General features: G+C 55.4%; 19 protein-coding genes. 6 read left to right on the forward strand and 13 right to left on the reverse strand.

The annotated features are described in order from the left end of the window. Positions 1–43: 43 nt before the first annotated feature. Entirely contained in the window at positions 44–988 is a 945-nt protein-coding gene (locus ACFPPD_RS12405; RefSeq protein ID WP_209749883.1) for a zinc dependent phospholipase C family protein, read from the forward strand. Here the strand turns inward: ACFPPD_RS12405 and ACFPPD_RS12410 are convergent. The 3 genes from ACFPPD_RS12410 to ACFPPD_RS12420 all read right to left on the reverse strand — a co-directional run bounded on the left by ACFPPD_RS12410 (position 985) and on the right by ACFPPD_RS12420 (position 4,519). Beyond that, entirely contained in the window at positions 985–2,244 is a 1,260-nt protein-coding gene (locus ACFPPD_RS12410) for an MFS transporter (protein ID WP_209749882.1), read from the reverse strand. The two genes, ACFPPD_RS12405 and ACFPPD_RS12410, sit on opposite strands and share 4 nt — an antisense overlap. 118 nt (positions 2,245–2,362) lie before the next feature. Further along, positions 2,363–2,926, reverse strand: coding sequence for a PadR family transcriptional regulator (locus ACFPPD_RS12415; protein ID WP_209749881.1), 564 nt, complete (start codon positions 2,924–2,926; stop codon positions 2,363–2,365). Positions 2,927–2,938: 12 nt separating this feature from the next. After that, a complete protein-coding gene (locus ACFPPD_RS12420; RefSeq protein ID WP_209749880.1) occupies positions 2,939–4,519 on the reverse strand; it encodes an MDR family MFS transporter in 1,581 nt (526 codons plus the stop codon). A 200-nt stretch (positions 4,520–4,719) separates the two neighbouring features. Here ACFPPD_RS12420 and ACFPPD_RS12425 point away from each other — a divergent pair, with 200 nt between their 5' ends. Then, positions 4,720–5,622: a LysR family transcriptional regulator gene (locus tag ACFPPD_RS12425; protein ID WP_209749879.1), complete on the forward strand. Its 903-nt coding sequence runs from the start codon at positions 4,720–4,722 to the stop codon at positions 5,620–5,622. A gap of 22 nt (positions 5,623–5,644) precedes the next feature. Then, on the forward strand, positions 5,645–6,457 hold the full coding sequence (locus tag ACFPPD_RS12430) for a histidinol-phosphatase (protein ID WP_209749878.1): 813 nt from the start codon (positions 5,645–5,647) through the stop codon (positions 6,455–6,457). A gap of 156 nt (positions 6,458–6,613) precedes the next feature. On the opposite strand, the gene ACFPPD_RS12435 is transcribed toward ACFPPD_RS12430, so the two are convergent. The 9 genes from ACFPPD_RS12435 to ACFPPD_RS12475 all read right to left on the reverse strand — a co-directional run bounded on the left by ACFPPD_RS12435 (position 6,614) and on the right by ACFPPD_RS12475 (position 22,421). After that, positions 6,614–7,939 (reverse strand): extracellular solute-binding protein, encoded by a 1,326-nt coding sequence (locus ACFPPD_RS12435; RefSeq protein ID WP_209749877.1) that lies wholly within the window; start codon positions 7,937–7,939, stop codon positions 6,614–6,616. Then, positions 7,936–9,570, reverse strand: coding sequence for a helix-turn-helix domain-containing protein (locus ACFPPD_RS12440; protein WP_209749876.1), 1,635 nt, complete (start codon positions 9,568–9,570; stop codon positions 7,936–7,938). Before ACFPPD_RS12440 ends, ACFPPD_RS12435 begins: the two co-directional genes overlap by 4 nt. Next, on the reverse strand, positions 9,560–11,389 hold the full coding sequence (locus ACFPPD_RS12445; protein WP_209749875.1) for a sensor histidine kinase: 1,830 nt from the start codon (positions 11,387–11,389) through the stop codon (positions 9,560–9,562). Before ACFPPD_RS12445 ends, ACFPPD_RS12440 begins: the two co-directional genes overlap by 11 nt. Positions 11,390–11,475: 86 nt before the next feature. After that, positions 11,476–13,245: a glycoside hydrolase family 66 protein gene (locus tag ACFPPD_RS12450; protein ID WP_209749874.1), complete on the reverse strand. Its 1,770-nt coding sequence runs from the start codon at positions 13,243–13,245 to the stop codon at positions 11,476–11,478. Positions 13,246–13,257: 12 nt separating this feature from the next. Beyond that, a complete protein-coding gene (locus ACFPPD_RS12455) occupies positions 13,258–14,088 on the reverse strand; it encodes a carbohydrate ABC transporter permease (RefSeq protein WP_378082382.1) in 831 nt (276 codons plus the stop codon). A 13-nt stretch (positions 14,089–14,101) separates the two neighbouring features. Further along, positions 14,102–14,998 (reverse strand): carbohydrate ABC transporter permease, encoded by an 897-nt coding sequence (locus ACFPPD_RS12460; protein WP_209749873.1) that lies wholly within the window; start codon positions 14,996–14,998, stop codon positions 14,102–14,104. Positions 14,999–15,101: 103 nt separating this feature from the next. Then, positions 15,102–16,475 carry an extracellular solute-binding protein gene (locus ACFPPD_RS12465; protein ID WP_378082385.1) on the reverse strand — a complete coding sequence of 458 codons (1,374 nt, stop codon included), beginning with the start codon at positions 16,473–16,475 and terminating at the stop codon, positions 15,102–15,104. A gap of 339 nt (positions 16,476–16,814) precedes the next feature. Further along, positions 16,815–19,571, reverse strand: coding sequence for a glycoside hydrolase family 15 protein (locus ACFPPD_RS12470; protein ID WP_209749872.1), 2,757 nt, complete (start codon positions 19,569–19,571; stop codon positions 16,815–16,817). 24 nt (positions 19,572–19,595) lie between these two features. Beyond that, positions 19,596–22,421, reverse strand: a complete 2,826-nt coding sequence (locus ACFPPD_RS12475) for a glycoside hydrolase family 66 protein (protein WP_209749871.1) — start codon at positions 22,419–22,421, stop codon at positions 19,596–19,598. A 616-nt stretch (positions 22,422–23,037) separates the two neighbouring features. On the opposite strand from ACFPPD_RS12475, the gene ACFPPD_RS12480 reads away from it, so the two are divergent. Further along, positions 23,038–23,346, forward strand: coding sequence for a winged helix-turn-helix transcriptional regulator (locus tag ACFPPD_RS12480; protein ID WP_209749870.1), 309 nt, complete (start codon positions 23,038–23,040; stop codon positions 23,344–23,346). A gap of 84 nt (positions 23,347–23,430) precedes the next feature. Here the strand turns inward: ACFPPD_RS12480 and ACFPPD_RS12485 are convergent, their stop codons facing one another. Then, positions 23,431–23,769 carry a hypothetical protein gene (locus tag ACFPPD_RS12485; RefSeq protein WP_209749869.1) on the reverse strand — a complete coding sequence of 113 codons (339 nt, stop codon included), beginning with the start codon at positions 23,767–23,769 and terminating at the stop codon, positions 23,431–23,433. Between the two features lie 464 nt (positions 23,770–24,233). Between ACFPPD_RS12485 and ACFPPD_RS12490 the strand changes: the two genes are divergently transcribed. Beyond that, positions 24,234–25,163: a D-alanyl-D-alanine carboxypeptidase family protein gene (locus tag ACFPPD_RS12490; RefSeq protein ID WP_378082387.1), complete on the forward strand. Its 930-nt coding sequence runs from the start codon at positions 24,234–24,236 to the stop codon at positions 25,161–25,163. Between the two features lie 162 nt (positions 25,164–25,325). Continuing rightward, positions 25,326–26,000 (forward strand): hypothetical protein, encoded by a 675-nt coding sequence (locus ACFPPD_RS12495; RefSeq protein ID WP_209749868.1) that lies wholly within the window; start codon positions 25,326–25,328, stop codon positions 25,998–26,000. Positions 26,001–26,125: the final 125 nt, after the last annotated feature.

Raw genomic sequence — 26,125 nt, forward strand, 5'->3', positions numbered from 1 at the left:
CGTAGGTACAAGTATACAGGTTTTTGTCAAAGGAGGATGAACGATGCCGAATGTTTGGGCCCATATTCAGTTCGGACGCGAGGTACTTTCGGCCCTGGGAATGGAAGGCGCGCTGGACGACCGTCGGTGGAAAACCGCGTTCCAGCTCGGCTGCCAAGGCCCGGATTTCCTGTTCTACGACCGCTTTCTTCCTTGGCAATCGGCTTCGGCGCTGAACCGTCTCGGCACCCTGATGCATAACGAGCGTTGCGGCCCGTTTCTGCTCTCCCTGCTCGGCCGTTCCGCTTCCCGCCCCCTCTCCGATCCGGCTTCGGGCTATGCGATCGGTTTCCTGCTGCACCATGTGCTCGACCGGCATCTGCACCCTTTCGTCTTCAGCCGTTCCGGCTTCAAGAAGTGGCACCATCAGCGCTTCGAGACGGCGATGGACGCGGTCGTCATGTTCCGCCGCGCGGGCATCCGCACGGGCCGGACGCCCGTCGCGCCCGAGCTCGACACGGACGGACGGCTGCCCGGCTCGGAAGACTTCGTCGCGGCCGCGGCGGAGCATTATCCGGCCCTCGCGGCCGCAATGACGGCGGAAGGCCTGAACGCCGCCGTCGCCCAGATGATACGCGCCCAGCGCTTGTTCTTCGATCCTTCCGGCTGGAAGGGCATCGCGCTGTTCGGGCGGATCGCTCCGTTCTCCCCGCCTCGCTGCCTTCCCGAGTGGGATGTTCTGAACGACGCGCGCCTTCCTTGGATCGATCCGACGGACCGGACGATCGTTCGAGAAGAGAGCTCCGATGAGCTATGGGACCGCGCGCTCGCCGATGCCGGGGAAACGACGCGGGCCGCGCTCGATTGGCTGGATTGCGGGTACGGCAAAGAAGCAGCCCGGCTGAGAACGAAGTTCGCCGGACTGCTTCGGGACGTCTCCTATGAAACCGGGCTGCCGTGCGGTGCCGCGGTCATTACCTTCGCGGATTCGGTCGTTCCTGACCTTTAAGACCGAATCAGCCTAGCTGCTTGCTCTTCCGCTTTGGTCAAGTTGACGAATTTCAGCAGTACGATCCCGACGAGGAAGAACATGGCGACCGCCAGCAGCGCCAAGCGGCTTGAATCGCTGAAGAGCTTAACGATCCCGAACAAGAGCGGTCCCATGAATGAGAACAATCGAGTCGTGGAACTCAGGAATCCGTTGAACTCCGTAATTCTCCCCTGCGGAATGATTTTGCTGAAGATTGCCCTTGCCGTCGCTTGCGAGCCGCCTTGCACAAGTCCGACCAAGCAAGCCAGCAGCAGAAAATGAAGAGATGTCGTCATGAAGTAACCGAGGATCACAATCATCAAATAAGTGACGAGCGCGCCGTAAAGCATTTTCTTGCTGCCGATCTTTTCCGCCATCCGTCCGAACAGCAACGTTGCCGGGAAGCCGACAAATTGCGTAATGAGCAACGCTTGAATCAAATCCTCGTTCTCGATGCCGATCGTCTTGCCATAACTCGCCGCCATAATAATAATCGTATTGATGCCGTCAAAGAAAAACCAACACGCGAACATGAACTTCAACAGCTCTGGATATTGCTTTATTTGCAAGAACGTTACCTTTAATCTGCTTGCGCCGGATTTCAAGCTGCCGATGACGTTGCCCCCTGCCTTCGCGAGCGGGACGTCTTTCACGTTCCGGAATAAGGGCAACGAAAAGACGAACCACCAGATGCCGACCATAACGAAGGAAATTTGCGAAGCGGCCGTCTTATCCGGCAAGCCGAGCTCCTCCCAGCCTAAAATCATCCCAAGGTTGACGGCCAGCAATAGGCCCCCGCCCAAATATCCCATCGCGAAGCCGCGCGCGCTCACCTTCTCCCGTTGTTCCGGAGTCGTAATATCGTTGAGGATGGAATCATAGAACGTGTTCCCTGTGGCGAAACCGACCATCCCGATAACGACGAGTACCGAAGCGACCCACATGTCCCCCGTTCCAACGTATGCGAGTGAAGCGCTCGCGAGAGCGCCGATGATACTGAATACCCTTAATAAAAGAACTTTTCTTCCGCTTTGGTCCGCAATGGCGCCAAGTAGCGGCGCAATCAAAGCGATGGCAATCGCCGATGCCGTCTGCGTAAAGCTCCAACTGCCGTCCGAGCCGCCTGCCACGTCAATGAAATAAATGGGCATGACCGCGGCCATGATCGTCGTCGCGAAAGCGGAGTTCGCCCAATCGTACATCACCCAAGAGCGGATTTGTTTCGCAGTATCCATTAAGTTGTCGCCTCTCCCGCTATTCGCTAGCGCCGTTTGCCGAAATCATTCGACGGATCGGGCGTCTTTTCCTTCGGGTTCGGGTTGTTTTTAACGGGATTTAATAAAAGCCGCGAGTTTACAACTCAGGACGAGGACCTTCGGCCAGTCTTCTGCTCCAGGCTTCCTCCAGCATGTCCTCGAGCCATTCCTTCTCCGTCCTGTTGAAGCGCAGCACGCCTTCAATCAAGATGACGGAACCCCTCGGCAGCTTCTCTCTCTTGATATCCAGTACCGATTCAATATGCTCGATTCGCCCCTTGCACGATTCCAGCTGCTTTTGCACGAGTTCCTCCACGCGTCCCAGATCCATATGCCGGACGAAAGGAAGCGTCATGAACAGCGGGTGCTGCGGATAGAAGATTTGCCCCATCTGGGCATAGAGCATATCGAGCATTTGCGCCTTCCCGCTCTCCGTAATGCGGTAGACGGTTTTATCGGGGCGGTTGTCGCCGGGAACGGGAATCGTCTCCGACACTTCGATGAAGCCGTCCTGCCGGAGCTGGTCGACCGCGTAATAGAGCGAGCCGTCCTTCACCCGGAACGTCTGGTCCCAATTCCTTCCCTTGATCGTCTGCCGGATATCGTAAGGATGGCGTTCCTTCTCCAGCAGGAGGCCGAGGACGAGCAGCTTAATGGACATGGTCCGCTCGCCTTAGTGGAACGACGGTTCCGGTTTGCCCGCGCCGCCGCCTTGCGGGTTGGACGAGCCGGGAGCGCCTTGCGCGCCCGGCTTCGGAGCCGCCATTCTCGCGTTCCCCATCAGGAAGACGAAGACGAGAGCGAGGATCGGCAGAAGGAGCGACCACTGGAAAATGAACAGGATCGAGTCGGACAATTTGCCGAGAAGCGCGTTGACGATTTCGGGCGACAAGCGCATCTGCGCCTGAACGTCCGGATCGAGCAGCGCCTGGCCGCCTTTGATCTTCTCCGCCATCTCCGCGGGAATGTTCGGCAGTTGCTTGATGCCTTCCTGGAACTCGTGCTTCTGCAACGTGCCGAATACCGTGATGCCGAGCGCCGAGCCGATCGTCCGGAAAAACGTGATCAGCGACGAAGCGGAGCCTTTATATTGAGGCGGCACCGCGTTCAGCGTCGAGATGTTGAGCAGCGAGAACGACACGCCCATGCCAAGGCCGACGATGACCATGAACACGCCGATCAGGAACTGGCTCGTCGAAGGATCCATCACGAAGCCGAGCAGGAACGACCCGACGATCAGCGTAATCGCGGAGACGAGCATGACGTCGCGGTACCGGAATTTGATGCCGATCCGTCCGCCGAGCTGCGCGCTGACGACGACGCCGAGCATCATCGGGGTCAGCACGGTGCTCGTTTCCGTCGCCGTTTTGTGGAACACGCCTTGAATGAAAATCGGGATATACGTCGCGGACGCCATCATGACGCCGCCGTACAAGACGCTGATGCCCATGCTGCTCGTAAACAGCTTCGTTTTGAACAGGCTCAGCTTGATGATCGGATCTTTCGCGAATCTTTCCGCGATCAGGAACAGGACGGTCATTACGCCGGCCGCGACGAACAGGGAGATCGTTTGAGCGGAGCCCCATGCCCAGCCGTCCGTTCCGCCCAGCTCGAGGCCGAACATCAGGAACAGAATCGCCGCCGTCAGCAGAATCGCGCCGAACCAGTCGATCGATTGCTTTTTCGACACTCTCGTTTCGTGATAGCCTTTCAAGATGAAGATGATGGACAAGATGCCGATCGGCACGTTAATGTAGAAAATCCAGCGCCAACTCAGGTTGTCGGTAATCGCGCCCCCCATAATCGGACCGAATACGCTGGAGAGGCCGAACACCGCCCCGAACAAGCCCATCATTTTGCCGCGCTTCTCCGCCGGGAACAAGTCGAAGATGATCGTGAACACGATCGGCATGAGCGCGCCGCCGCCGATCCCTTGAATCGCGCGATAAATGATCAGCTGATCCATGTTCGTCGCGGTGCCGCACAAGATCGATCCGACGAGGAACAAAGCCAGGCCGAGCAAGAAAAACCGTTTGCGACCGTACATATCCGACAGCTTGCCGAAGATCGGGGTCGATACGACCATCGCGATCATGTAGGCTGAATAAACCCAAATAAAGCTTTCGAAGCCTCCGAGCCTCTTGATAATCGTCGTCATCGCCGTCGAGACGATCGTCTGATCGAGCGATGCCATGAATAAACCTAGCAAAAGCCCGGCAACGACGAGCTTGACGCTGCTGTTTTTCGTATCCATGCCTGTAACTCCTCCTGAACCTTCTTCGTCTATCTGTATACTCTAATTTGAGTACTCACCCATTAGTATACTCAAATTTGAGTAAGCTTCAACCCCTTTGCGACGCTTTCGATAATCCCCTATAATGAAAACAGCGACAAAACCTTTTTATATGATAAGTACATCGCGATAAATTTATTCAATGCAGCGGGGGAGATCAAATGAACATCAGCCAATTGGAGACGTTAGTGACCATTTCCAAGACGCTAAGTTTCCGCAAGGCGGGCGAAGTGCTCAACTTGACGCAACCGGCCGTTTCCGCGCAGATCAAAAGCCTCGAAGACGAATTCAAAGCGGTGCTCGTCGACCGGAACCACCCAGTCACGCTAACCGACAGAGGCCAGGTATTCCTCGAGCATGCCGGTCAAATCCTTACGATCGTGGAGCAGCTCAAACAGAAGCTGTCCGATCTGAATCATGTGCCTCAAGGGCACATTTCGCTCGGCACGACCGCATCGATCGCGATTCAAATTTTACCGCGCGTGTTATCCTACTTCCAGAACCAATTCCCTCTTATTCGAACGAGCATTGTCTCGATGCCCTCCACGCAAGTGCTGTCCAGCGTCGTGAACGGAACGATCGACATCGGCATCGGCTACTTGCAAGACCGGAGCGCTCACGTGGAAACGTCGGTGCTTTACTACGACACATTCGATTTCGTCGTGGCGCCGCAGCATCGGCTCGCGAAGGAAAAGCGCATTACGATCGGCATGTTGAAAGACGTGCCTCTCATTTTGCTCTCCCCGGATACGCTCGGTCGCCGGTTCGTCGATCGCATCTTCCGCGAGCACGGCCTGGAACCGAATTTGGTCATGGAGCTCGGCAGCAGCGAAGAGGTCAAACGAATGGTCGAATTGAACATGGGCGCGGCCATCGTATCCAAGTTGTCGATCGCCGGAGAGCTCAAGCGCGGCACGTTGAAAATGATTCCCGTGACCGAATTCGAGGTCAGCCACCCGGTCGGCGTCATGACGAAGTCCGGAAGATACGTCAACAGCGCCATGAGGCAATTCCTGAACGACTTGAAAGGAATGCCGGAAGATCAGTTCATCGGCAGCGAATAACGAACCCGCGAGGAGAGATAACATGAAATTCGACCTGCATACGCATCACGAACGTTGCGGACACGCGACCGGAACGATCGCCGATTACGTCGAAGCGGCGATCGGCGCCGGCTTGACCGTCGTCGGCATTTCCGATCATTCGCCTTATTTTGCCCACGAAGACGACCAGCCTTTCCCGCGTATCGCGATGGCGCGCAGCGACTTTCAGCGTTACGTATCGGAGGTACTGCGGCTGAAGGAAGAGTATAAAGGCCGCATCGAGGTGCTGCTCGGCATCGAATCTGACTTCTTCGTTGACAAGCTCGACGCCTATCGCGAGGCGTACGCCGCTTATCCGTTCGACTACGTCATCGGCTCGGTCCATCAGACGAGGGGAGTGAGCATTTTTAACCGAAACCGGTGGAAAAATCTGGGCCCGAAAGAGCAGCTGGAGGAGAAAAAGCACTATTACGAGCTTATTCGCCTATCCGCGAACAGCGGGATGTTCCAGATTCTTGGCCATATCGACGCGATGAAGGGGTATTACCCGGGCTTCGCGGACATCGCGGGGGCGGAAGCCGAGATCGACGAGGCGCTGAAGGCGGTGGCGGCGAACGATCTGGCCATAGAGATCAATACGAGCGGCAAAACGAAGGACGTCGGCGGCTGGTATCCATCCGACGCGATTCTGGAGCGCGCGCTGCATTTCGGTGTCGACGTGACGTTCGGGTCAGACGCCCACGTGCCGGAGCGCGTCGGCGACGAGCTGGAACTCGTCCGTCAACGGTTGATCGAGATCGGTTTCGATCGCTGGGTGTTTTTCAGGAACAAAGAGAAAGTCGCCGTTCCGATTTGAGCGGTATGCAAGCAAAAACGCCTTCGGCGTCCTTCGGACGTCGGAGTAGCTTTGCGTAGGGATCGGATGGGTATAAATCGGTCCGAAATTTATACTATCTGATCCTTCATGCAAGTCCGTCTCCGAATGTCGGGGACGGACTTTTTTTGGGGCTAACTACCGAGAGGCCAGAATCGAGTCAATCTGCAAAGCGCTCTCGCGCATCGCCTCGGCCGCCGGCTTCTCTCCGACGAATATTCTCGTGACCATGCGGGAGAACACGTCGTCCACTTCGTCCCATTGCGGAACGGGCGGACGCGGTTCGGCATGCTGAAGCTGTTCGACGTAAATCCGATATACCGGTTGAAGCTTGGCGCGGTCGAAGTCCTTGATCGAAGGGATCAGTCCCGTCTCTGCCATCATTTCCTGCACGGGCTCGGACACCATGAATTTCATGAAAGCCCACGCCTCTTCGGGATGCCGGGATCCCCGGAACAGCACAAGGTTCTCTCCCCCGATGACGGACGTTCCTTCGCGAACGTCCGACGGGAATAATCCGGTCACCATGTCGTTAAGCAGCGGTCCGTTGTTCGTATTTTCATTGGAAGTGAAAAACCAGTGGGCCTCGTCGATCATGAGGATTTTGCGATTAAATAAGCCGTCCCATCCGCCGGGCTCCCCCCCGACGACGGTCGGGCTCATGAGCCCTTCGTCGAACCATCCCTTCAGCTTCTTCATCGCCTCCACGCTGGCGGGACTGTCTAAATAACCGCTCGCCTTATTCAGCGAAGGACTGAGCAACTCGCCTCCGAGCGTGCGGAAATACGGCAGCATTCCCCATGTGCTCGAACAGCAAACGCTGATGCCGTATAAGCCGGCATCCTTCGCCTTTAGCCTCCGCGAAGCGGCTATAAGCTCGTCGAACGTGCTCGGCGGCGCCGATAACCCCGCTTCTCGAAGCAGCGATTGATTATAAATCGGCACCATCGTCGTCGCGTCCAGCGGTATGCCGTAATAATGGTCGTTATAACGGTTCGTTTGTATGAGCGAGCCGGTGAACCGATTCTCGTAATCGGCGAAGTCGTTCATCTCCGTCAGATCGGTTAGCGCGCCGCTGCGCGCGAACTGAGGCACCCAAATAATGTCCATCCGCATAACGTCCGGTTGCTTGTCGTCCGCGATGGCCGCAACTATGTTGTCGTTCAGTTGGGACGTGTAGTTCTGACGTACCGCATGCACGACGATATTCGGATGCTCCCGCTCGAAGATCGGCAAAATACGCGTCTCGAACACTTTCGATTCTACGTCGCTGTAAGTATGCCAGAATTGCAGATCGACCTTTGGTCCCTCGGGCGCATCACTCCCTTGCGCGGCGGGATTTTCCACGAGCGAGTACGAGGAGCACGCCTCGCATAGCGCAAGAACGAGCAGAAGAAGAGGCAACCAGACAGCCCGGTGCCTTCGTCGTTTTCTCCTATCGCAACCGTTTTGCTTTATTCTCACGTGGCTCCCCCCTCTCCATGCTGCGAACGGCTACGATACTCTGCAGGCGTGCTGCCGGACTCTCTCTTGAACATCTTGAGAAAATGCTTCGAACTGTTAAACCCGCTGTGGATGCCGATATCGTACACCTTAAGCGTCGTCGTCTCGAGCAGATGGCGAGCATAATGTATTCGGAGCCGAATAACGTAATCGATAAAATTAAGCCCCGTACGCCGCTTAAACAGTTCGCTGAAATAATTGCGGCTCATATGAACGCTATCCGCTACTTCTTGCAGAGAAAGCTCGGATCGGTAATGCTCGTGAATGTAACCGAGCGCGGTTTGAATCGCATAAGCGCCCCCCGTGTCGTCGGAGGCGGCGGGCATCGCGAACGATCCGCTAATCCCTTTGCCGCCTTGATAGCCTGCGAGGACGATTGCGAGAACGTCGTCCAGAACGCCGGCCTGACGTATCCGCTCATTCTCTTCCATTAGCAGCTCCAGCTTCTCCTCGGCTTTCAAATAGAGCTGTCCGGATGCGATCCTCAGCAGTACGTCGCCGGCTTGCTTGCGAATTTCTCCAGGGGCGACCGCCCGCGATCGCCACAGTTCGAACAATTGCTGAAGCGTCCGTTCGCAGGCGGCATCGTCGGAATCGGCGAGCTTGCGGGAGAATCGATCGCGGAGCACCGCCGATTGTTCTCTCGCCTCGGATTCCCTGGCAGCGGCTTGCGGACTTCCGGGCAAGCCGACCGTTCCGTCTTCGTTACGCCTTCGTATCTCCCCGTCGTAACATTCGCCTAGGCCCCCGAAGAAAGCGAGCGTAAACGCGCTTTCCGCCCAAGCGTAAGCATCTTGCAGCCGATCCAACCGATGAAACGGAGGACTGACGCCTACCGTAAAGCGCATTCCCGCGGCGTCATTGCGAAGGGCGAGCTGCGCCTCGCGCACGAGACTGGCGGCCGTGGCCGCAGCTCCCCCTTGTGTCCGGTCCGGCAACAGCAGCGCTAGCTCTCGATCTTCCATCGCGCATACGGCGCTATCGGGCAGAAGCGCCGCCAGCATCTCCGCATAACGTTCAATGCCGCGTCCCGATTCCTCCGTTCTCCAGACGGAGAGTACGTAGGGACCGGGAAACTCTCCCTCATTCCGGATAAGGTCGGCCGCTTGACCGTTCAGCGCCCGATGGATCTCCATCTCGAATCCATGACGCCTTCGCCGTACCTCCTCTTTCGAATAGAGCACGGATTTCTCCTCAAGGGAAAGTTCTTCATCGAGCTTGCGCCTGCAGTCAACCAATAATCGGGTAACGTCCTCCGGCTCCATCGTCGGCTTAAGCAGGTAATCTACGACGACGCCAAGCTGTACCGCTTGGCGAGCGTAATCGAAATCGCTATAGCTGCTGATAATAATCGCTTTCAGGTGGGGACGGTGGAGCTTAGCAAGACGGATCAACTCGAGTCCGTCCATCTTGGGCATCTTGATGTCGGTAATCAGAATATCGATTTCCCGCTCCGTCACCATGCCGAGTGCCGTCTCTCCATTGCCGGCTTCGCCCGCGAGCTCAACGCCCGCTCCTCTCCAATTGACCGTCGATGCGAGACCATACCGAATGATTGGCTCATCGTCGACGATTAGCGCTTTATAGGTCATTTTCCGCTTCTCCTCTCGGCACCAACGTCAGTTCCACGATCGTGCCGCTGCCCGGCTCGCTCCGAATGTAGACGCCGCTTCCAGGACCGTAATAGAGTTGAAGCGTATCGTGAACATGCTTCAGCCCGATCCCGAACATGCCCGACTTCGACGATTCCCCGCCTTCCCGCAGCAGCGATTTCAGGCGAGCGGGTTCCATGCCTACTCCGTCGTCCGAGACGGTAATGAAGACCGCTGCCGGTCGAATATGCGCTAACTTGCCGACCGTTAGCGAAACCGTTCCCCTTTCGTTCTTCAGGGCAAGCCCATGAAAGATCGCATTCTCCACGATCGGCTGCAGCAGCATTCGGGGGATTTCGAAATCAAGCAACGTCTCGTCCGCCTCTATGTCAAGCTTCAGCTCCGAACCGTAACGGAATTGCTGGATGACCATATATTTATCCAGCATTTCCAACTCCCGGCGAATCGTCGTAAACACGCCTTCCCTGCCCATGCTCGACTCCATCAGCTCGACGAGAGCGGCGATCCCTTTGTACGCTCCGTCCGCGCTCCCCAGCTTGATCATCCAACGAACCGTAGACAGCGTATTATACAGAAAATGAGGATTGATCTGGTGCCGCAGGGCACGGATTTCCGCTTCCCGCTTCCTTGCGCCTGCTTCGTCCACCTCTTGGATCAGCGTTTCGATTTGGCCGGCCATCTGATTAAACCGAAGGCTCAGCTTGCCGATTTCATCCCGCGAGCGAATGCGGGAGCGCGCTTTGAAGTTGTTGTTCTCGATCGCTTCCATTTGGCGGGTCAGTTCCTTGAGCGGTCGCGTAATTCGCGTAGAAAATAACAGACCGACCAGCAGCGCAACGAGCAGGAACAACGCCGTGTAGCGAGTTATTTTGCTTTGCAGCGATTCGATATCCCCGATGATTTCCTTCACCGGCACCTGTCCGACGAGCTTCCAGCCGTTCGCCATCCGGACGGAAACGACGTAATGTTCCTCCCCATCTTGGTAGGATTGAAATTCAAGCTCATCCTCGTTCTGGGCGTTGATTGTTTGAGCGACCGATGCTTCCCGGAGCGGTTGTCCCCACTGGTTAGGATCGGAATCGATCAGGACTTGGCCCGTACGGTCCACGACGGACCAGCGTCCGGTTCTGCCGAGCTTGATCCGCTGCGCGGCGTCGAGCAGCAGTTGACCGTCCAAATTAACAAGAATGACGCCTTCAGTCGCCTTCGTCTTCAGATTGCGGAACGCGTCAACCAACGTAAGCACGATCTCGGTATTATCGCCGCCTCCGCTAAAAGGGTCATAGCCGAGCGGCAGCCACGTCTCGTTAACCTGGTCGGAGACGACTCTGCTGTACCACTCATGGCTCGAAAGCGTATACCTTTTGACTTTTGAAGCATTAAACAAGCCGCTGCCCCAACTTTCCCCATCCTCCCGTAAAATATAAATGCTGCGAACGAAAGAACTGGAGTAAATCGTGTTGTTGAGCGTTTGACCGATGGAATCTTTGATTTCGAACTTATCGTCCACGGACAAGTTTCCCTGCCGTTCCCGATTGAGGGCATCCTGCAGCCGGGAATTGCGGAAAATTTGCTGGCCCATGTCGGTGCCTATCGTCAGCATGAGCGACAAATAATCGGCGGTCTGTTTGGCTCCCTGCTTCGTGGAGGCCCTCACTTGATCGCCGATTATGGATACGGTAGAGCCGTAATAAGTTGTGCTGATGAACGTCGCCGACAGAAAAATGAGGAGGATAACCATAGAGGTCAGCTTTGTGGAAACCTTCTCGAAGAGCAGCCTCTTGAGCCATTTGATCATGCGCGCCACAGCCGTTTTCGAAGGAATTGGTAATTTGAGTATAACACAGGGCTTGCTTCGCGAGTGGCGCGATTCCTTATGAATCTTTAACCTTGCCGACCTTGACCAGTGCTCGAAACGTACCTTTCCGAAGGCGTTCCGGCGAGAAGCCGGATGTAAACGACGGACCAATAATCAAGGCGTTCCAGCGTGAAACGGGCGTAAAGACCTGCGTTATCCCCATGGCGCACCCAATCGAAGCTTAGCGGAATCGAGCGAATAGAATCGCCGTCCGGCGAAGCGACATAGATCCCTTCGATTTGTTCGACGATTTCCACCGTCAAGGTAATGCCGGCGATCGGTTCGGGGTCGCGCGCTTTCGGCGCATGCCAGATCTCGTTGTCGAGTCCCGTTAGATTGACAAGATGGATGACGTAGGCGTCCGGTTTTTCCTTGGCAAGCGTCCACACGGTACCCGCTTTTGCTTCGGTCGAGAAGGTGGCGTTGCCCGAAGACGTTCCGAATTTGAGCTCGTTATTGATTCCGCCGGTGAATGCATCCGTCCAGTCGTCGAGCGTCGGATCGAAAAGCAGTTCGCGGTACATGACGATAAAATCGTAAAAACGGCCGAGCCGTTGCCGGAAAGCCGACGAGGCTTGACCGTACTTCGGATAATAGGGATCGGCTAATAATCCGCCGTTCTCTCCGAGCAGCAAATGATAGGCGCCCGAAGCGAATATGACAGCCATGGCAACTGTCGCGCCGATTTCCGCTTCAATCGGATTCGCGGGATGCTCCGGATGGAATGCGGGCAAATAGGCGGCAAGTATGATCGGTTTGCGCGATAAAGCCCGCGTTCGCCTGACGAGAGCGTAGAGATCCCGAAACCGCGAGATCGGGTCCCACACCTCGATATAGATCGCGTCTTGCGCGGCTTCGGCCGTCGCATGGACGGGATACGTGCCGACGTTGTTGAAGATGAGACCGGCTTCCGGCAACTTCTCCCGGGTACGGCCGATTAGCGCCGGATAAAGTTCGGACAACCTTACCGCCTCGGAACAGCCGTCGTTCGTCTTTCGAATCGCCCGTTTAGGAAACCCGTATTGGTCGAGGTGGAGCCCGTCGAACCCCCATTCGATCGCGGTACGGAACTCGTCCGTCACATGTTCCGTCCAAGGCGAGCCCGGCGAGATGTCCATGATGTAGAAATAATCGCCAAGGCTATAAGGAGTTCCATCTCCCCGATACAGCAGTTGATCCGGATGATTGAGCGCGTAGTCAGGCAAACTTGCGTAAACGGCAGCGTAAGCGAAAGAGGCGATGCCCCTCTCCCGAAGCAATGCGATTTTCCGGCGTACGGCCGCCAACGAAACGGTTCGCCCAAGCGGATCCGTAAACGGCTCCTCATCCGTCAGCAGTTTATCGTGCCGGTACATCCAATCGTAAAATTGCACGATATTCAAATGGTGGCCAAGCAGGAAATCGGCGGAACCCTCATCGTGATCGCCCGGCGAGAAGTCGCTAAGGAAGCCATAACGGGGCGCTTCGCTCCAATGCCCGGCGACGTCGAACGCTGTTTCTCCCCACGTTTCGGACTCTCCCTCCATGCCTTCTCCCGCATCGGCAAAAACACCGTAAGCCCCCGAATCCGCGAATCCAGGCAGCACGATCTCGCCAGCGAGCTTATTCTGCGGGCCGGGCAGCAGTTCGCCTGCCCCCTGGAGAATAGGCCGATCCAACTCGCAAACTTGCCATTGGAAACTCGCTCCACCCTCGACATCCGATGAAGCCCGCGTTTCCACGCGAATTCTCACCTCCTCTCCCGGCCGGTACTGGGCTTTGTCCGGTAGCAGATGGAGCCGCCGAATTTTTTTCAAAATGAGAACCCCCTAGGTTTTCAAGCTGCCATCCGAAAGGTTGGCCCGCACGAACTGTTTTTGAAAAACGAGAAAAATAGCGATCGTCGGAACGAGCGCGATAATCGATGCCGCGAAGAACAGTCCGTAGAACGAAACATATTGTCCGCGGAACATTTGCAACGCGATAGGCAGCGTCCGATGGGCTTCCGATTTCATGACGGTGAGCGCGACGACGAATTCGTCCCACGTGCCCTGGAACGAGAAGATCGCGAGCGTGCCGAGAGCGGGCAACGACAGCGGAATGTAAATGGAACGGAAGATGGTGAAGCGTCCCCCTCCGTCGATGACGATCGATTCTTCCAGTTCGCGGGGGATGCGCTCGAAAAACCCTCGCAAAAAAAACGTGCTTCCGACAAGCCCCGAGCCCACGTATAGCAGGATAAGCCCGGAGTAGCTGTCGACTAGGCGCAGGCTTCTGAGAATGGTGAATTGAGGGATGATATTGATGATCGCCGGGACGAACAGCGTGAAGATGAACAGCCGGAACAGCTTTTCCTTGCCGGGAAATTCGAATCTAGCGAACGCATAAGCCATACAGGACGACAAGGTCAACGAGAACAACATCGTACAGCCCGTGACGACAAGACTATTGCGAAAATAGAGCTGAAAATGGTTTTTCCCCCACGCTTGCGTAAAGTTGCTTATCGTTTTCGTGTCCGTCATAAGCTTCTGCGGGCTAGGGAGGCTGTAATTGTCGGTCGTAAGCGAAGTGAGGACCATATACGCGAAAGGACCGATAACGGCGACGATCCCGACGGCGAGCAATAGGTGGACGAGCGTCGTTCTGACATTCATCATCATGGGCGCTTCTCCTCTAAAATTCAATCCGGTCGCGTCCGATGGAGCGTTGCTGCGAATAAGTCAGCGCGAAGATGAGCAGCCCGAGGCAAACGCTGATCGCGGATGCGTAACCGAAGTCGAAATATTGGAACGCCTGCTTGTAGAGATACGTGTTTAACAATTGCGTGCTATCCATCGGTCCTCCTTGCGTAATTGCGTATACTTGGATAAAAGCTTGGACGGCACCGTTAACCAGATTGATGATGACGTAAGCGGTTAGCGGGCGGACCAGGGGCAGCGTAATATTCAAAAAGGAGGCTGTTGGCTTCGCCCCGTCGATCTCGGCGGCTTCATAGAGCGACCTGGGTATCGACTGAAGCGCGGCAAGGTAGAGCACCATAACCCATCCCGCTCCTTTCCAAATGCTGACGAGCCAGATAACGAGGTTGGCCGACCACGTATTTTGCAGCCAGCCGATCGGCTCGCCGATCAAATGAAGGATGTCTACGAGTATATAATTGATTACTCCCTCGTGCCCATCGGCGAACAGAAACCGGAACAAGTACGAGACGACGATCCATGAGCTAATGACGGGCACATAATAAACGAGCCTCCAGAATACTTTGAGCCGCACGGTTTTCATTTGGATGAGCAACGCGAGCACGATGCCGGCGATCCATTGTCCGGGCACGGTGACTACCGCCATGAGCAGCGAGTTGCGCAGCGCGGTACCGATCATCGGATCGGTGAAAACGTTCTTGAAATTGGATAATCCGGCCGCTTCGCTCGTCTCCGGTTTGATCACGTTGTAGTGGAAAAAGCTGATATACATTCCTTTCGCCATTGGATATAACACGAAAGCTAGCGTTAGCGCGAGGCCGACGGCGAGATAGGGCGACACTTGGGCATATTGCTTGAATGCTTTGCGCATGGGCGGAGCCGTCCTTTCCGGAAAACAAGCCGCGGCCGGCCGCATACAATCTTCGGCAAGCCGCCGCTCGTCTCATTCTGTTGCGGTTTGCGGTTTCAGTCGGTTACTCGCTCAGGAATCCGTCGATTTGCGACGCCGCTTTGTCAAGCGCATCCTTCGGTTTCGCTTTACCGCGGAATACGGATTCGAACGCGGCTCCGATGGCGTCGTTAATTTTGTTGGCATTCGGACTTGGCGTACGGGTATATGCCGTCCCGAGCTGGTCGACGTACGATTGCAGGTACCAGATGTCTTTGAGGTCCGGCGATTGAGCCGCTTCTTTGTTCGTCGGGATTTGGCCGGTTTGCTTAACCATAAGAATCTGGATTTCCGTTGAAGTCATGAATTGCGCGAACTTCCATGCCGCATCCGGCTGCTTAGCTCCGTTGAATATGACTAGATCCTCTCCGCCAATGACGGAATGGCTTTGACCGTCGGGACCGGACGGAATAAGAGCCGGAAGCATTTTGTCTTTCGTATCGGCGTCCCCGATCAGCGAGTAGAACCATGGGCCATCGGTAATCATCATATAGGAAGCGGCTTTGCCTTTGTCGCCGCGCAGCCCCTCCCACGTTCCGGGCTGGCCGCCGAGGATCGGAGGCGCGAGCAAACCTTCCTTGTACCATCCGTAGATTGTATCGAGCGCTTTGAGGCTGGCGTCGGAGTTCAGGAAACCGGTCGCTTTCGTATATTCGGGATCCGTGTATTGCCCGCCTAACGTCCAGAACCATGCCGAGAAATCCCATACGTTCGTGCCGCCGATCGTAATTCCCGAGAATTTGCCCTGCTTCTTGATATTGCGGGCGAGCGTCACAAGTTCGTCTATCGTCTTCGGAGGCTCGGAAGCTCCGGCTAGGGCAAGCAGTTCTTTGTTATAAATGGCGACGCGAGTATTCGTATCGAGCGGAATGCCGTAATATTTGCCTTTGTATAAATTCGTGTCGACAGTCCCCTTGAATGAGTTGTCTAAAATGGCCTGGGCATCCGGGAAGCCGGAAATCTCTTGCAACGCGCCTTGTTTCGCCATATTGGAAACCCAAGTATTGTCCATACGCATAATATCCGGAGGCGTGCCTCCCGCTACGGCCGTAAGCACCTGTTGATCAAGGTTCTCGGTCGGCATGCGGGTAGCGTGGATTTTAACGCTCGGGTAAACCGCCTCGAACTTCGGAATGACTTGCTCGAGCAGCACCTTTTCTTCGCCTTCGCCGTATGCGTGCCAGAATTCCACTGTCACCTGAGGCTCATCGCTCGCCGAAGCCGATGCCGACGGGCTGGCGCTAGGACTTGCCGGTACGTCGGCCTTTTCCGTGGATGAAGGAGCGACGCTTGCGCTGGGCGAGGCGTCTTTGTTGTTATTCGAGCCGCAAGCCGACAGAATGGCGGCCGACAGCGCGAACAAAGCGATTCCTTTCGTGAACTTGAGAACGCTACTCACTGAATTTCCCCCTTGAAAGCATGAATGGTTACGCTTTCAAGTATAAAGCGCGGACGGTCGTTCCAACATTTCACAGTTTTCCGTTTTGGTACGTTTTATTCCGCACTTCGCCGGGCAATCGTCAGCTCCTCTTGGCCTGTAACCGGTTTCTTTTGATTTTGGTGCGTTTTGTTCCGTTTTAGCGGAACATAAACGACCAAGCAAAAACGCCTTCGGCGTCCTCCGGACGTTGAAGAAGCTTTGCGGAGATGATTCAGAAATGGATAAGCGTGAAACTTATAAAATCTGAATCATTTTAAAAAGCCCAGACGGTAAAAATCCCCGCCCGGGCCCCGCATTTTACTGTACGTTACCGTAGAACCACGCTTCCCCCGTCGTCATCTTCCGGTCGTGCAGCGCCTGCACGTCATCCTCCGACCAAGCGGAGGTTGACGGGTTTTGACGGACGAGCACGACGTTGAGGTTGGAATAGTCACCTGTCGCTACCGCCCCGGTGCTAGACAATTCGGATAAAGGGATAACCATTTCGATATCCCCGCTGGACGTGCTCCACTGCGGAGCGATAACGCTTGTGATGAAATGGTCGAACGTCCACGTCCCGCCGGACACCTTGAACATCGCATAGGTACTGCTGTCGCTCCAGCGACCGACCATATACTGCGCGCTATGGTCAAGCGTTCCGCCATACATGCCGGTTCCGAGCGACGCGGCGGCGCCGTGCTTGTAATCTTCGGCGTACACCATCATCGCGAAACGCGGCGCGGTGTTATACGCCGACAGGCTACCGCTTTTGTTCTTGATTCTCACGTACAAGTTGCTCGCGTCATTGCTAATATAGACTCGCTGAATGTCCGTGTCTCCCGAACCCGATACGCTTGCGTTGTTGTCGAGATAATAAGGCACGTTGCTGTACTGCGAGAGGTCGTTCGACACGGTTGTCGTAACCGTGATCGCTTTGTACGCGCCCACGTTCTCCTGCGGCGGAATGACGCGCAAGTCGGCCTGACCGCCGTAAGCGAGCGCCGTCACGACGAACCAGGCGGCCGTGACCGGCTCGACCATCGTGCTCGGGAGCGGCTTCAGCGTAATCCGAGAAACGGCTTCCCCAGGCGCCATATAGCCGACGCCCATTCTCGACACCATCCACTTAAGCTCCGCCAGCGCGGTCGTCAAGTCTCCGTTGTAGATGGAATAGAGCGCATGGTACGAAGTCATTTGCGGCCAAGACGGCTCGTCGCTTTGGGCTTCGTTGCCCGCCGGGCTATAGGGCGACGTGTAGTAGAAGTTATCGCTGTCGTAACGGGCGATTCCATAGGTGTCGTGCTGGAGGTGGGACAGCACGGTCGACACATGGCTGCTCGCGCGGGACGAAGCGGAGTCGATCGTACCATATACGAGCGCCGCCATAGAGGAAGCGTCCACTAACGTATTGGCCGTTCCGCTCGTCGACACCGCCCGGTTGAAGCTCGTTCCGTTCCACATCCCTTTCGGGCTCCAAGAGTCGCTCTTGTTGATGTTGGTGCGGATTTGGCTGGCTACTCCGTTATAATTGTCCGCCAACGCAGGAAGAGTCTTCGCTCTCGCCATGTACTGCGCGGAATCGAGCCCGGTCGCATAGAGCGATTGGGTGAAAATATTATACTCGACCGTTTCCTCCCAGATGCTCGCATCCGCCGGGCCGAAGCCGTATGGATCCGTTCCGATCGCGTTGTAAATGAAGTCGGCGGATTTCTTATAACTCGTCCAGATGTTCGTCAGGAAAGTCGAGCTACCGGTTATTTTGTAGTGCAAGTACGCTCCGATCAGATAGATTCCGATGGAATCGTGCTCGGGCTCGACGAAGGAAACGTAGCTGCTATCCCATAAATTAAACGTCGTCTTGAAACTGCCGTCGCTTTGTTGCCTGTCTTTCAGCCAGTACCAATACTTCTCGGCATCGGCCGTAAACCCCGCCTGGTCGAGAATCATCGCCGTCACCGCGCTATCCCTCGCCCACACTTTGTAACCGTAAGCGATCGGATTGGTCGCGGCAGGCATCGCGCCGGATACGGGATTGATCGAATTTTTGATCGCGATCAACGATCTCTTGTACGTTTTGTTGATGCCGTCGTCGGCGAAGCTTACCGATTTGCCTCCGCTAAGCCACGTAGCGTAGGAGTTCTGCGTCTGCGTGAACCAGTAAGACGCCGTTTGGGCGCGCGCGGTGTCGATCGAGCTTTGGGCATGGGCTAGCGTGTCGCGTACGGTTGCCACGAAGGATAACGTGACCGAGCCGTTGGCGGGAATCGTAATCGAATTCTGGAACGCTACGCTGATATCCGTCGCCGTTACGCTAGCGTTGTTCTTGAGCGTACCGTTGTTGTCGAACGTGTACCACGGAGCAACCGTGCTGCTGCTCGTGTTGGACACGGTGTCGTCCCCGGCCTGATACCCCGTCGCGGTCTGGAACGCGCCAAGCGCCACGTAATATTGCCCGGAATTACTCATGTTGACGATAAGAGCGTTACGGGTGCTATCGTACGAAGCGGAGTTGGTTGAATTCGCGCCGCCGATCGTCTTGTTATTGACGTGAATTTGCTCTAGCAGGTTGTAATTGACCGCGCTTCCCCCGGCATTCGTGAACGTGTAAGTGGCGACGGTAAAGTTCTGATTCGGCACCATGGCGTAGTCTTTCGTCACCGTCACTGGCATGCTCGAACCGTTATAGTCCAAATACTTCGTCCGCAATATACCCCCGTCGTCGTAGTACGCCTCGGAGTTGAAGTTATGAATCTGATCGTACTTGACCGAATGCGACTCATCCCGGAAAAACCCCGAATAGTCCTTGATCTGGTTCGTGTTGAAATCGTTGCTGATTCGCATCTCCCCGATCCGCGGGCCGAACGTTCCGGTATCGTTCTGAGATAGCTTGCTGGCCATCCAGATATTCATCGAATCCGTCCAGTTGGACATATAGAGGCTTGTCGCGGATTGCGTCGATGGCGAAGTCGGCGGATCGGCGTGAACGACGGGAGCCAGCATCTGCAGCGTCGTACCCAACAATACCGCCGCGAGCGCAACCATCCCGCTTTTTTTCCAACCTTTGCTTTCTCTCATGGGAAACCCTCCCAAGAATGATTTTTAACTAACGGTTATCGAGAAATTCGTACCTTCCCACCTATCCGTACCCGTTTCCATAATGCCGTTGCCGTTATCGTCCCAGAGATAAGTGAAATTAACGGTCGTGCCCGAAGTAAACGGTCCGATCGAATTTTCGAAACTATGGCTCGCATCCGTTGAACCATTGCTCCACATCGGCGTATCGGTCACGCCGGTCCAGCCGTTAACGCCCCAATGCAGCCAACCGAATTCGCCATTGCGCACAGTGATCCGATAGCCCGCGGGCACAGTCGTTATCTGCCGGTCAAATTGCCAAATATACGTTTTGTCCACGTTCAGCCTGTCGAGATTGATCGCTCCCGGACTTGTCGCGCTCTCCCAGATGACGATCGAATGAATGCCCGGCTTCAGATGCGCGGTCAACTCGCCGTCTGCCCATGTATCCCAATTCGCCGTTGCCGGAAACTGAACCGTGCCCGCGTAAGCCCCGTCGACGTATACGTCGCGCGCCGCAGCAGAACCTCCGTTCGCGTAACGGAACCGCAACGAGTAATCATCGTCGGTTACCGCCTTCACGAGGAAGGAAACCCCTTTGCCGCTACCGCCGCTAAAGCCGTCAACGAAGCCGCTCCCCGTGTATCCCGAATGGTTCGTGTTCGTCGATACTCCTGTTTTGATCGCCGACTCGGCTTCGTATTGATTGCCCGAAGGAACGGTAAACGTACGTTTAACGTAGATCATGTCCCAATACTGCAGCGACGGCACGGTGAACGAGATGTAGTTGCCGCTGGCGTCCGACCCGGTCGTGAACGACAGTTCGGAGGTAAGCCCGCCGCCGATGTCCGGTGACGCGACATAGACGTGGCTGACCGATTCGTTCGGACCGACGTAAACTTTGGTTGCCAGACTCGATAGCGTCGTCGGAGCCGTCGCGCTGTTACGCCATTGGTTGTCGTTGCCCTTCAGATTAAGCAGATGGACGATATCGTAATCCGGCGTTCGCTTATTGATCGTCCAGATCGTATTGCCCGTTCCGTCTCCGCTAAGCGTCTGGCCCGCAATCGAGACGAACTGGTTGCCCGAATCGTTATTGATGACATCGGAGTCGAACAGCAGGTTTTCGTAAGCGGTAATGAACGAATAGTGATCTTTCATCGCGTTTACGAGCAAGCTGCGCATGCTCTTGCTGCGGTTCGGGTAGTATTCGTGCGGCAGCATCTGGTTGTCGTCTCCGAGCTCGATATGCGTCGCTCCGCTGGCCGCCATCATCGCGTCGGCCAACCGGACGGACGCGTCGTCGAACGTGCCGAGCGTAAGACTGTCCAGGTTGATCGCCCCCGCGTTCGCCGCGTCGTACGCAACCTTAACCGTATGCGTGCCCGCGGTCAGATCGACCTGCAGCCATGCGTCGCTTGCCCAAGCGTTCCAATTCGGTTGGTTGTAGAAGCCGATCGATTGGACGAGCGTGCCGTCGACGTAAATATTGCGGGTCGCCATGCTGCCGATGTTGTTGCCATAGGCGAACACGAGCGAGTAATGTCCTTGCTCCGGCGCGCTCACCGAGAAGGTGACCGAATCGCCGACGGCGTCGAATTGGTCGACGAAACCGGTACCGGAATAGCCTGCATGGTTCGTATTCGTCGTCACTCCGACCTTGGTCGCGGATTCCGCTTCGTACCGCGGCCCGATGTTCTCGGCATAGTCCATGTACCCCGCGAGAACGACCGCTTTTCCGCCGCTATTCGCCCGCAGGGAGTCGATATAATTTTTGAGCTGGCCGTAGCTGTTCGAGTTGTACCATATTTCGCTATAGTTAAAATCCGTGTTCGCGTTTTTGCTTACGTCGTTCGCCGCCCAACCGCCCACGGAGCCGTCGACGATGTTGAAAGCAAGCTTATTCTTGGAGGCATTATTGGAGGTCAAAGCGGTTTTCGCCGCGTTAAGAAACGGGGAAAAACGCGCGGACAAATCGATAGAGCTGCCCCCGTAGTTGTACACATTGTTGCGTTGTCCCATCTGATCCACGTGGATGCCGTCGAATCCGGCAGTGTTGACCGCGTCCTTGTATTGATTCTGAATGTAAGTTTGCCAACTCGTATTCGCCGGGTCGAACATCCACAAGTACGTCGATCCGTTGCCGAAATCCACGTTCATTTGGCTTGCGTGCGCCGTATCGGAGTAAATGCCCCATGTCGGACTGATTCCGTACGTGCTGTAACCTTCGCGCGCGGCATACACCATCGCATACGCCATGGCAGCCATATTCTGATTATGCGTGGCGGCGACTTGGTTCTGGATCGTGGACCAGGAGATCGTCCGGTTGAACAGATCCTGCCAAGTCGCATCCACCGTTCCGCCCGTGCGCTTGAACAACGTATCGTGCCGCCACATCCAGTCGTAATATTGCAGGGCGTTCAAGTGGTAGTCTTGCGCAAGCTGATCCACTTTCGCCGTGCTCTGCGTCGAAGTCTCGGATGAAGGGAAAACGGAGAGGTAACCGTAGCGCGGGTATTTAGCGAAATCCGAAGATACGTCGATCGCTGTCGTCCCTGTTCCGAACGCTCCGCAGTCGATTTTGACGAAGTAACCTTGGAAGTCGGTGGCCGGAGCCGTCCAGCTGAATGTGATCGTGGTCGTCGCTCCGCTAGCCAATGTAACGGATTGCGAAGCGGTATAGACGGAAGTTTCCAAATGCGATATGGCTAGCGCTGCAGTACCTGACCAGCTTGTACCGCCGTGGTTCGTGAGCTGCGCTTTGATCTGCACCGTATTGCCCGGGCCGTAGCGGGCTTTGTCCGTATACACCCGGTCTACGTTTCCCGTTACTTGGGCGTGGGCGGTATTCACTGAAAACGCTGGGACACCCGGATAAAGACAAACAACGATGAGCAGAGCGATCAGTGCCGGGAACCCGAATCGTCTGGCGCTTATCAATCTAACCAACTCCTTTGCCGATTGGTGATGCGGTCGTGCAAGCTTGCGGGCTTGAGGTTGACCGATGCCGATGACGGCTTGAACAATGAAACTTGAATTATCACCTCCTGAGACGATGGTTTATGACGGGAACCAATAAACCGTAACTGTCGCGTTGCCGAAACAGCCATAATTCCCGTTCAGACATTTCCAGTATAAGGCATTCCGTCTATGGCGTAGAGGATAGGATATTCCTATTTGGTGTCGTCTTTTCGGGAGAAAATGAAAACGGTTACCAATCCGAGCAAAATAATAAACGAGCCCTTGGGCTCGTTTCGCATAAAAAAAGGAAGCCCGCCAACGGTGGCAGGCTCCAAGCATATGAAAAAAGGGGGTCTTGCTTATTATAATAGCCCGTCACTGAGACAGGGAGATCACAGGAATGTTTCATTTGTGTAACAAATGCCATGAAACCGCGCCGATTCGTGTTTTCGAATTACTTACTTTTCGGAAGTGAGTATGTTAGAATAAGAGCAAAGGGGGAATCGGCATGGACTATTCCAAAATGTGCCCCAAATACGAATCGGCAGCCGAGCTGCTCGGCAAAAAATGGACGGGACTGATCATCCGCGTGCTTCTCGGAGGTCCGAAGAGGTTTAAGGACATCAAAGAGCAAATTCCGGAGATGAGCGACAAAATGCTGACCGACCGGATGAAGGAGCTCGAAGCGTCGGGCATTCTGACGCGGACCGTCTATCCGGAAATGCCGGTACGCATCGAATACGAACTGACCGAGAAAGGCCGCCACTTGGATGAAGTCATTCATTCCATTCAAAATTGGGGCGAGAACTGGATGTAACGGTCGGCGTTCAGCCGGCAATGTAGAAGGACCCTGCAGTAGTCATCCTCGATGACTTCGCGGGGTCCTTCTTCGTTCGCGCGACTATAGCTTAAACTTGTTGACCGCCTGCTCCAGCTCGCGAATGCGGCCGGACAAGGAAACCATCGCGTCCGCCACCATCCTGACGGATCCCATCTGCGTGTCCGAGATGTCCGCCACTTCCTGCGACCGCTCCGCGATCGACTCCGAGATCGCTTCCGTCTGCGCGACGAGCGCCGACAATTCCTCGACCTGCGCTTCGATTTCCTGCCCAGCCGCCGCGATTTCCCGAAGTTCCGATTCCATGTCCTTGATGCCGTTCGAAATATCCTCGAACACGCCGCCGGCCTCGCGAACGACGGCCGCCCCGCTTTTGCGATGCAGCGACGATCGCGAGTCCATTGGACGTCTGCAACAACCCGTACGTATCCGTCGATGCCTTCACCTTATCCACGATGGACAGGTCTTTAAGCTTGTCCGAAAATTCTTCCGGAACGTCGCCGGCTTGGCTGATCACGTTTCCGTCGAAGCCCACCGTCGTCATGAAGCCCAGATGAGGAATGATCAATTGTTCGCCTAGTTGCGCGATCAAGCGTGCCGCGGAATCGCCGACCTCGAGCGCGTGCGCCTTTTCGATTGTTCCGGGACGTCATTCTCTATTTCCCCCATATCCATCCATATCTATCCTTAACCAATTTGATGTCCCTCTTCCTTGTCCTCCTCGGTTCGACAGAGATTACTGGAATTCGTCGAATGCGCGCAACTTTTTCGATAGTTTTTTAGTTTAGTATGTAGAATGCTGTCGAATATCGTCATTCCTCCTCGTCATCTTAGGTTCCGAACCGCGCTTAAAAGGAGAGAGCAAGTTGAAAAAAATCATCTATATCATTATCGCCGCCACGATCGTCGGCGGTTTATGGTCACACGTTCACGCGTTAAACGAAAAATCCACGGACAAGCCCGACGCCGTGGCGACCGCTACCGTCATGCCTGAACCTTCGGTAGATCCGCTTGCGACAGAGACCGCCACGCCGGATCCGTCGAAGGAACCCGAAGACCAACCGACCGACGAGCCGTCGGAGCCTGCTAAACCGGCCGAGACTTCGAAACCGCCGAGCAGCGACGGCTTCGACTTCGGCAAAGTCATCTCCGCGGAAGATTTGCCGGCGTCGACGATCGAGAAACAAGGCGATCTCGGTGTCGTGACGAACGCGACGAGCCTGTTCGTGCTCGCCAATAAGAAGCGCAATCTGCCGTCCGACTACGTGCCGCCAGATTTGGTCGTACCAGACGTGCCGTTCTCGTTCTCCGGCGACTCGCCGAAGAAAAAAATGCGCAAAGCCGCGGCCGATGCGCTCGAGTCTCTCTTCCAGGCGGCGAAAGACGACGATATCGAATTGAAAGCCGTATCCGGCTATCGTTCTTACGCAACCCAGAAAGCGTTGTTCGCCGCGAACGCGAAGAAGAAAGGCGAGGAAGTCGCCAACAAGACAAGCGCGCGTCCCGGACAAAGCGAACATCAAACCGGCCTCGCCATGGATATTTCGAGCGCCAGCGTCGGTTACGCCCTCGAAGAAACGTTCGCGGATACGAAGGAAGGCAAGTGGTTAGCTTCCCACGCGGCGAACCACGGTTTTATCATCCGTTTCTTGAAAGGCAAAGAAAAAATCACCGGCTATTCGTACGAGCCTTGGCACGTCCGTTACGTCGGCCAAGAAGTCGCCAAAGCAGTCGTCAAGCAAAAAGTGACGCTCGAAGAGTACTTGGACGAAGCGGCCGAAGTGATCGGGCGGTAAGTCTCCGGCGCGACGGCGATTAACCGGACTCCGCGACTCGCCGAGTTCCGGCCTCGCGTTGCAAGACTTTCTCGGATCGAGTACACTATCCACAAGACGAAGAACGTCCTTTTCCAACGGCTGTTGGGAGGGGCGTTTTTTATGATTGGGGGAGGAACCGGAATGAATATCGAAACCGCATACTCCGATTTCATGCTTACGCATATTCGGATGAGATCGGGAGAACGGAAAGGAAGGCTGGAGTCGCGCGATTTTCACGGGGAAAAGCTTTTCCTGAAGCAAGTCTGGTGGCCGCTCAAAGGAAACTTGCTGGGCCTACACCCCGAATATGAAATCGCCGACTGGCGCGGACGTTCATACTTCGCGGATTTCGCTTGGAAGTCGCCTTGGGGGCTGACCATCCTCTTCGAAATCAAAGGATTCGGCAAGCACGTCAGGGATATGGACAGGAACGGCTACAACAACGAGTTGAATCGCGAATTGTTTCTGCAAGCGATTGGATATCGGCTCGTCTGTCTCACGTATGACGACGTAGCCGAGCGCCCCAACCAATGCATCACCTTGCTTCGCTTGTACTTCAGCCAGTTTCATGCCTCTGACGCTCCAGTAACCCTTTCTTTATTCGGCGAAAAAGAAGTATTGAGGTTCGCCCTTCGGCAATCCGGCGCGATTCGCCCGATAGACGTAAGCCGATATCTGCAGACGGATCCCCGCACGACGAAAAGGCTGCTCGAACAGCTCGTCGCGAAAGGATGGCTAACGCCTGTGCGAGTAGGAAGCGGCGAGCGGATCGTACGTTACGAAGCCGCTAAAGAAGCAATCAAGTATTTGAGCTAGCCCGCCTCTCATCACTTCAAGTTAGTTCTACGCAGCAAGCTGCGGGGAATTAGACCCAAAGCGATTCAACTAAAGGGAAATCACGCATTTAAATAAGGCGTATTTCGAAATCCTGACATTCTAAA

Origin of the sequence: Cohnella suwonensis, from assembly GCF_042655365.1 — a bacterium.
GTDB classification, from domain to species: domain Bacteria; phylum Bacillota; class Bacilli; order Paenibacillales; family Paenibacillaceae; genus Cohnella; species Cohnella suwonensis.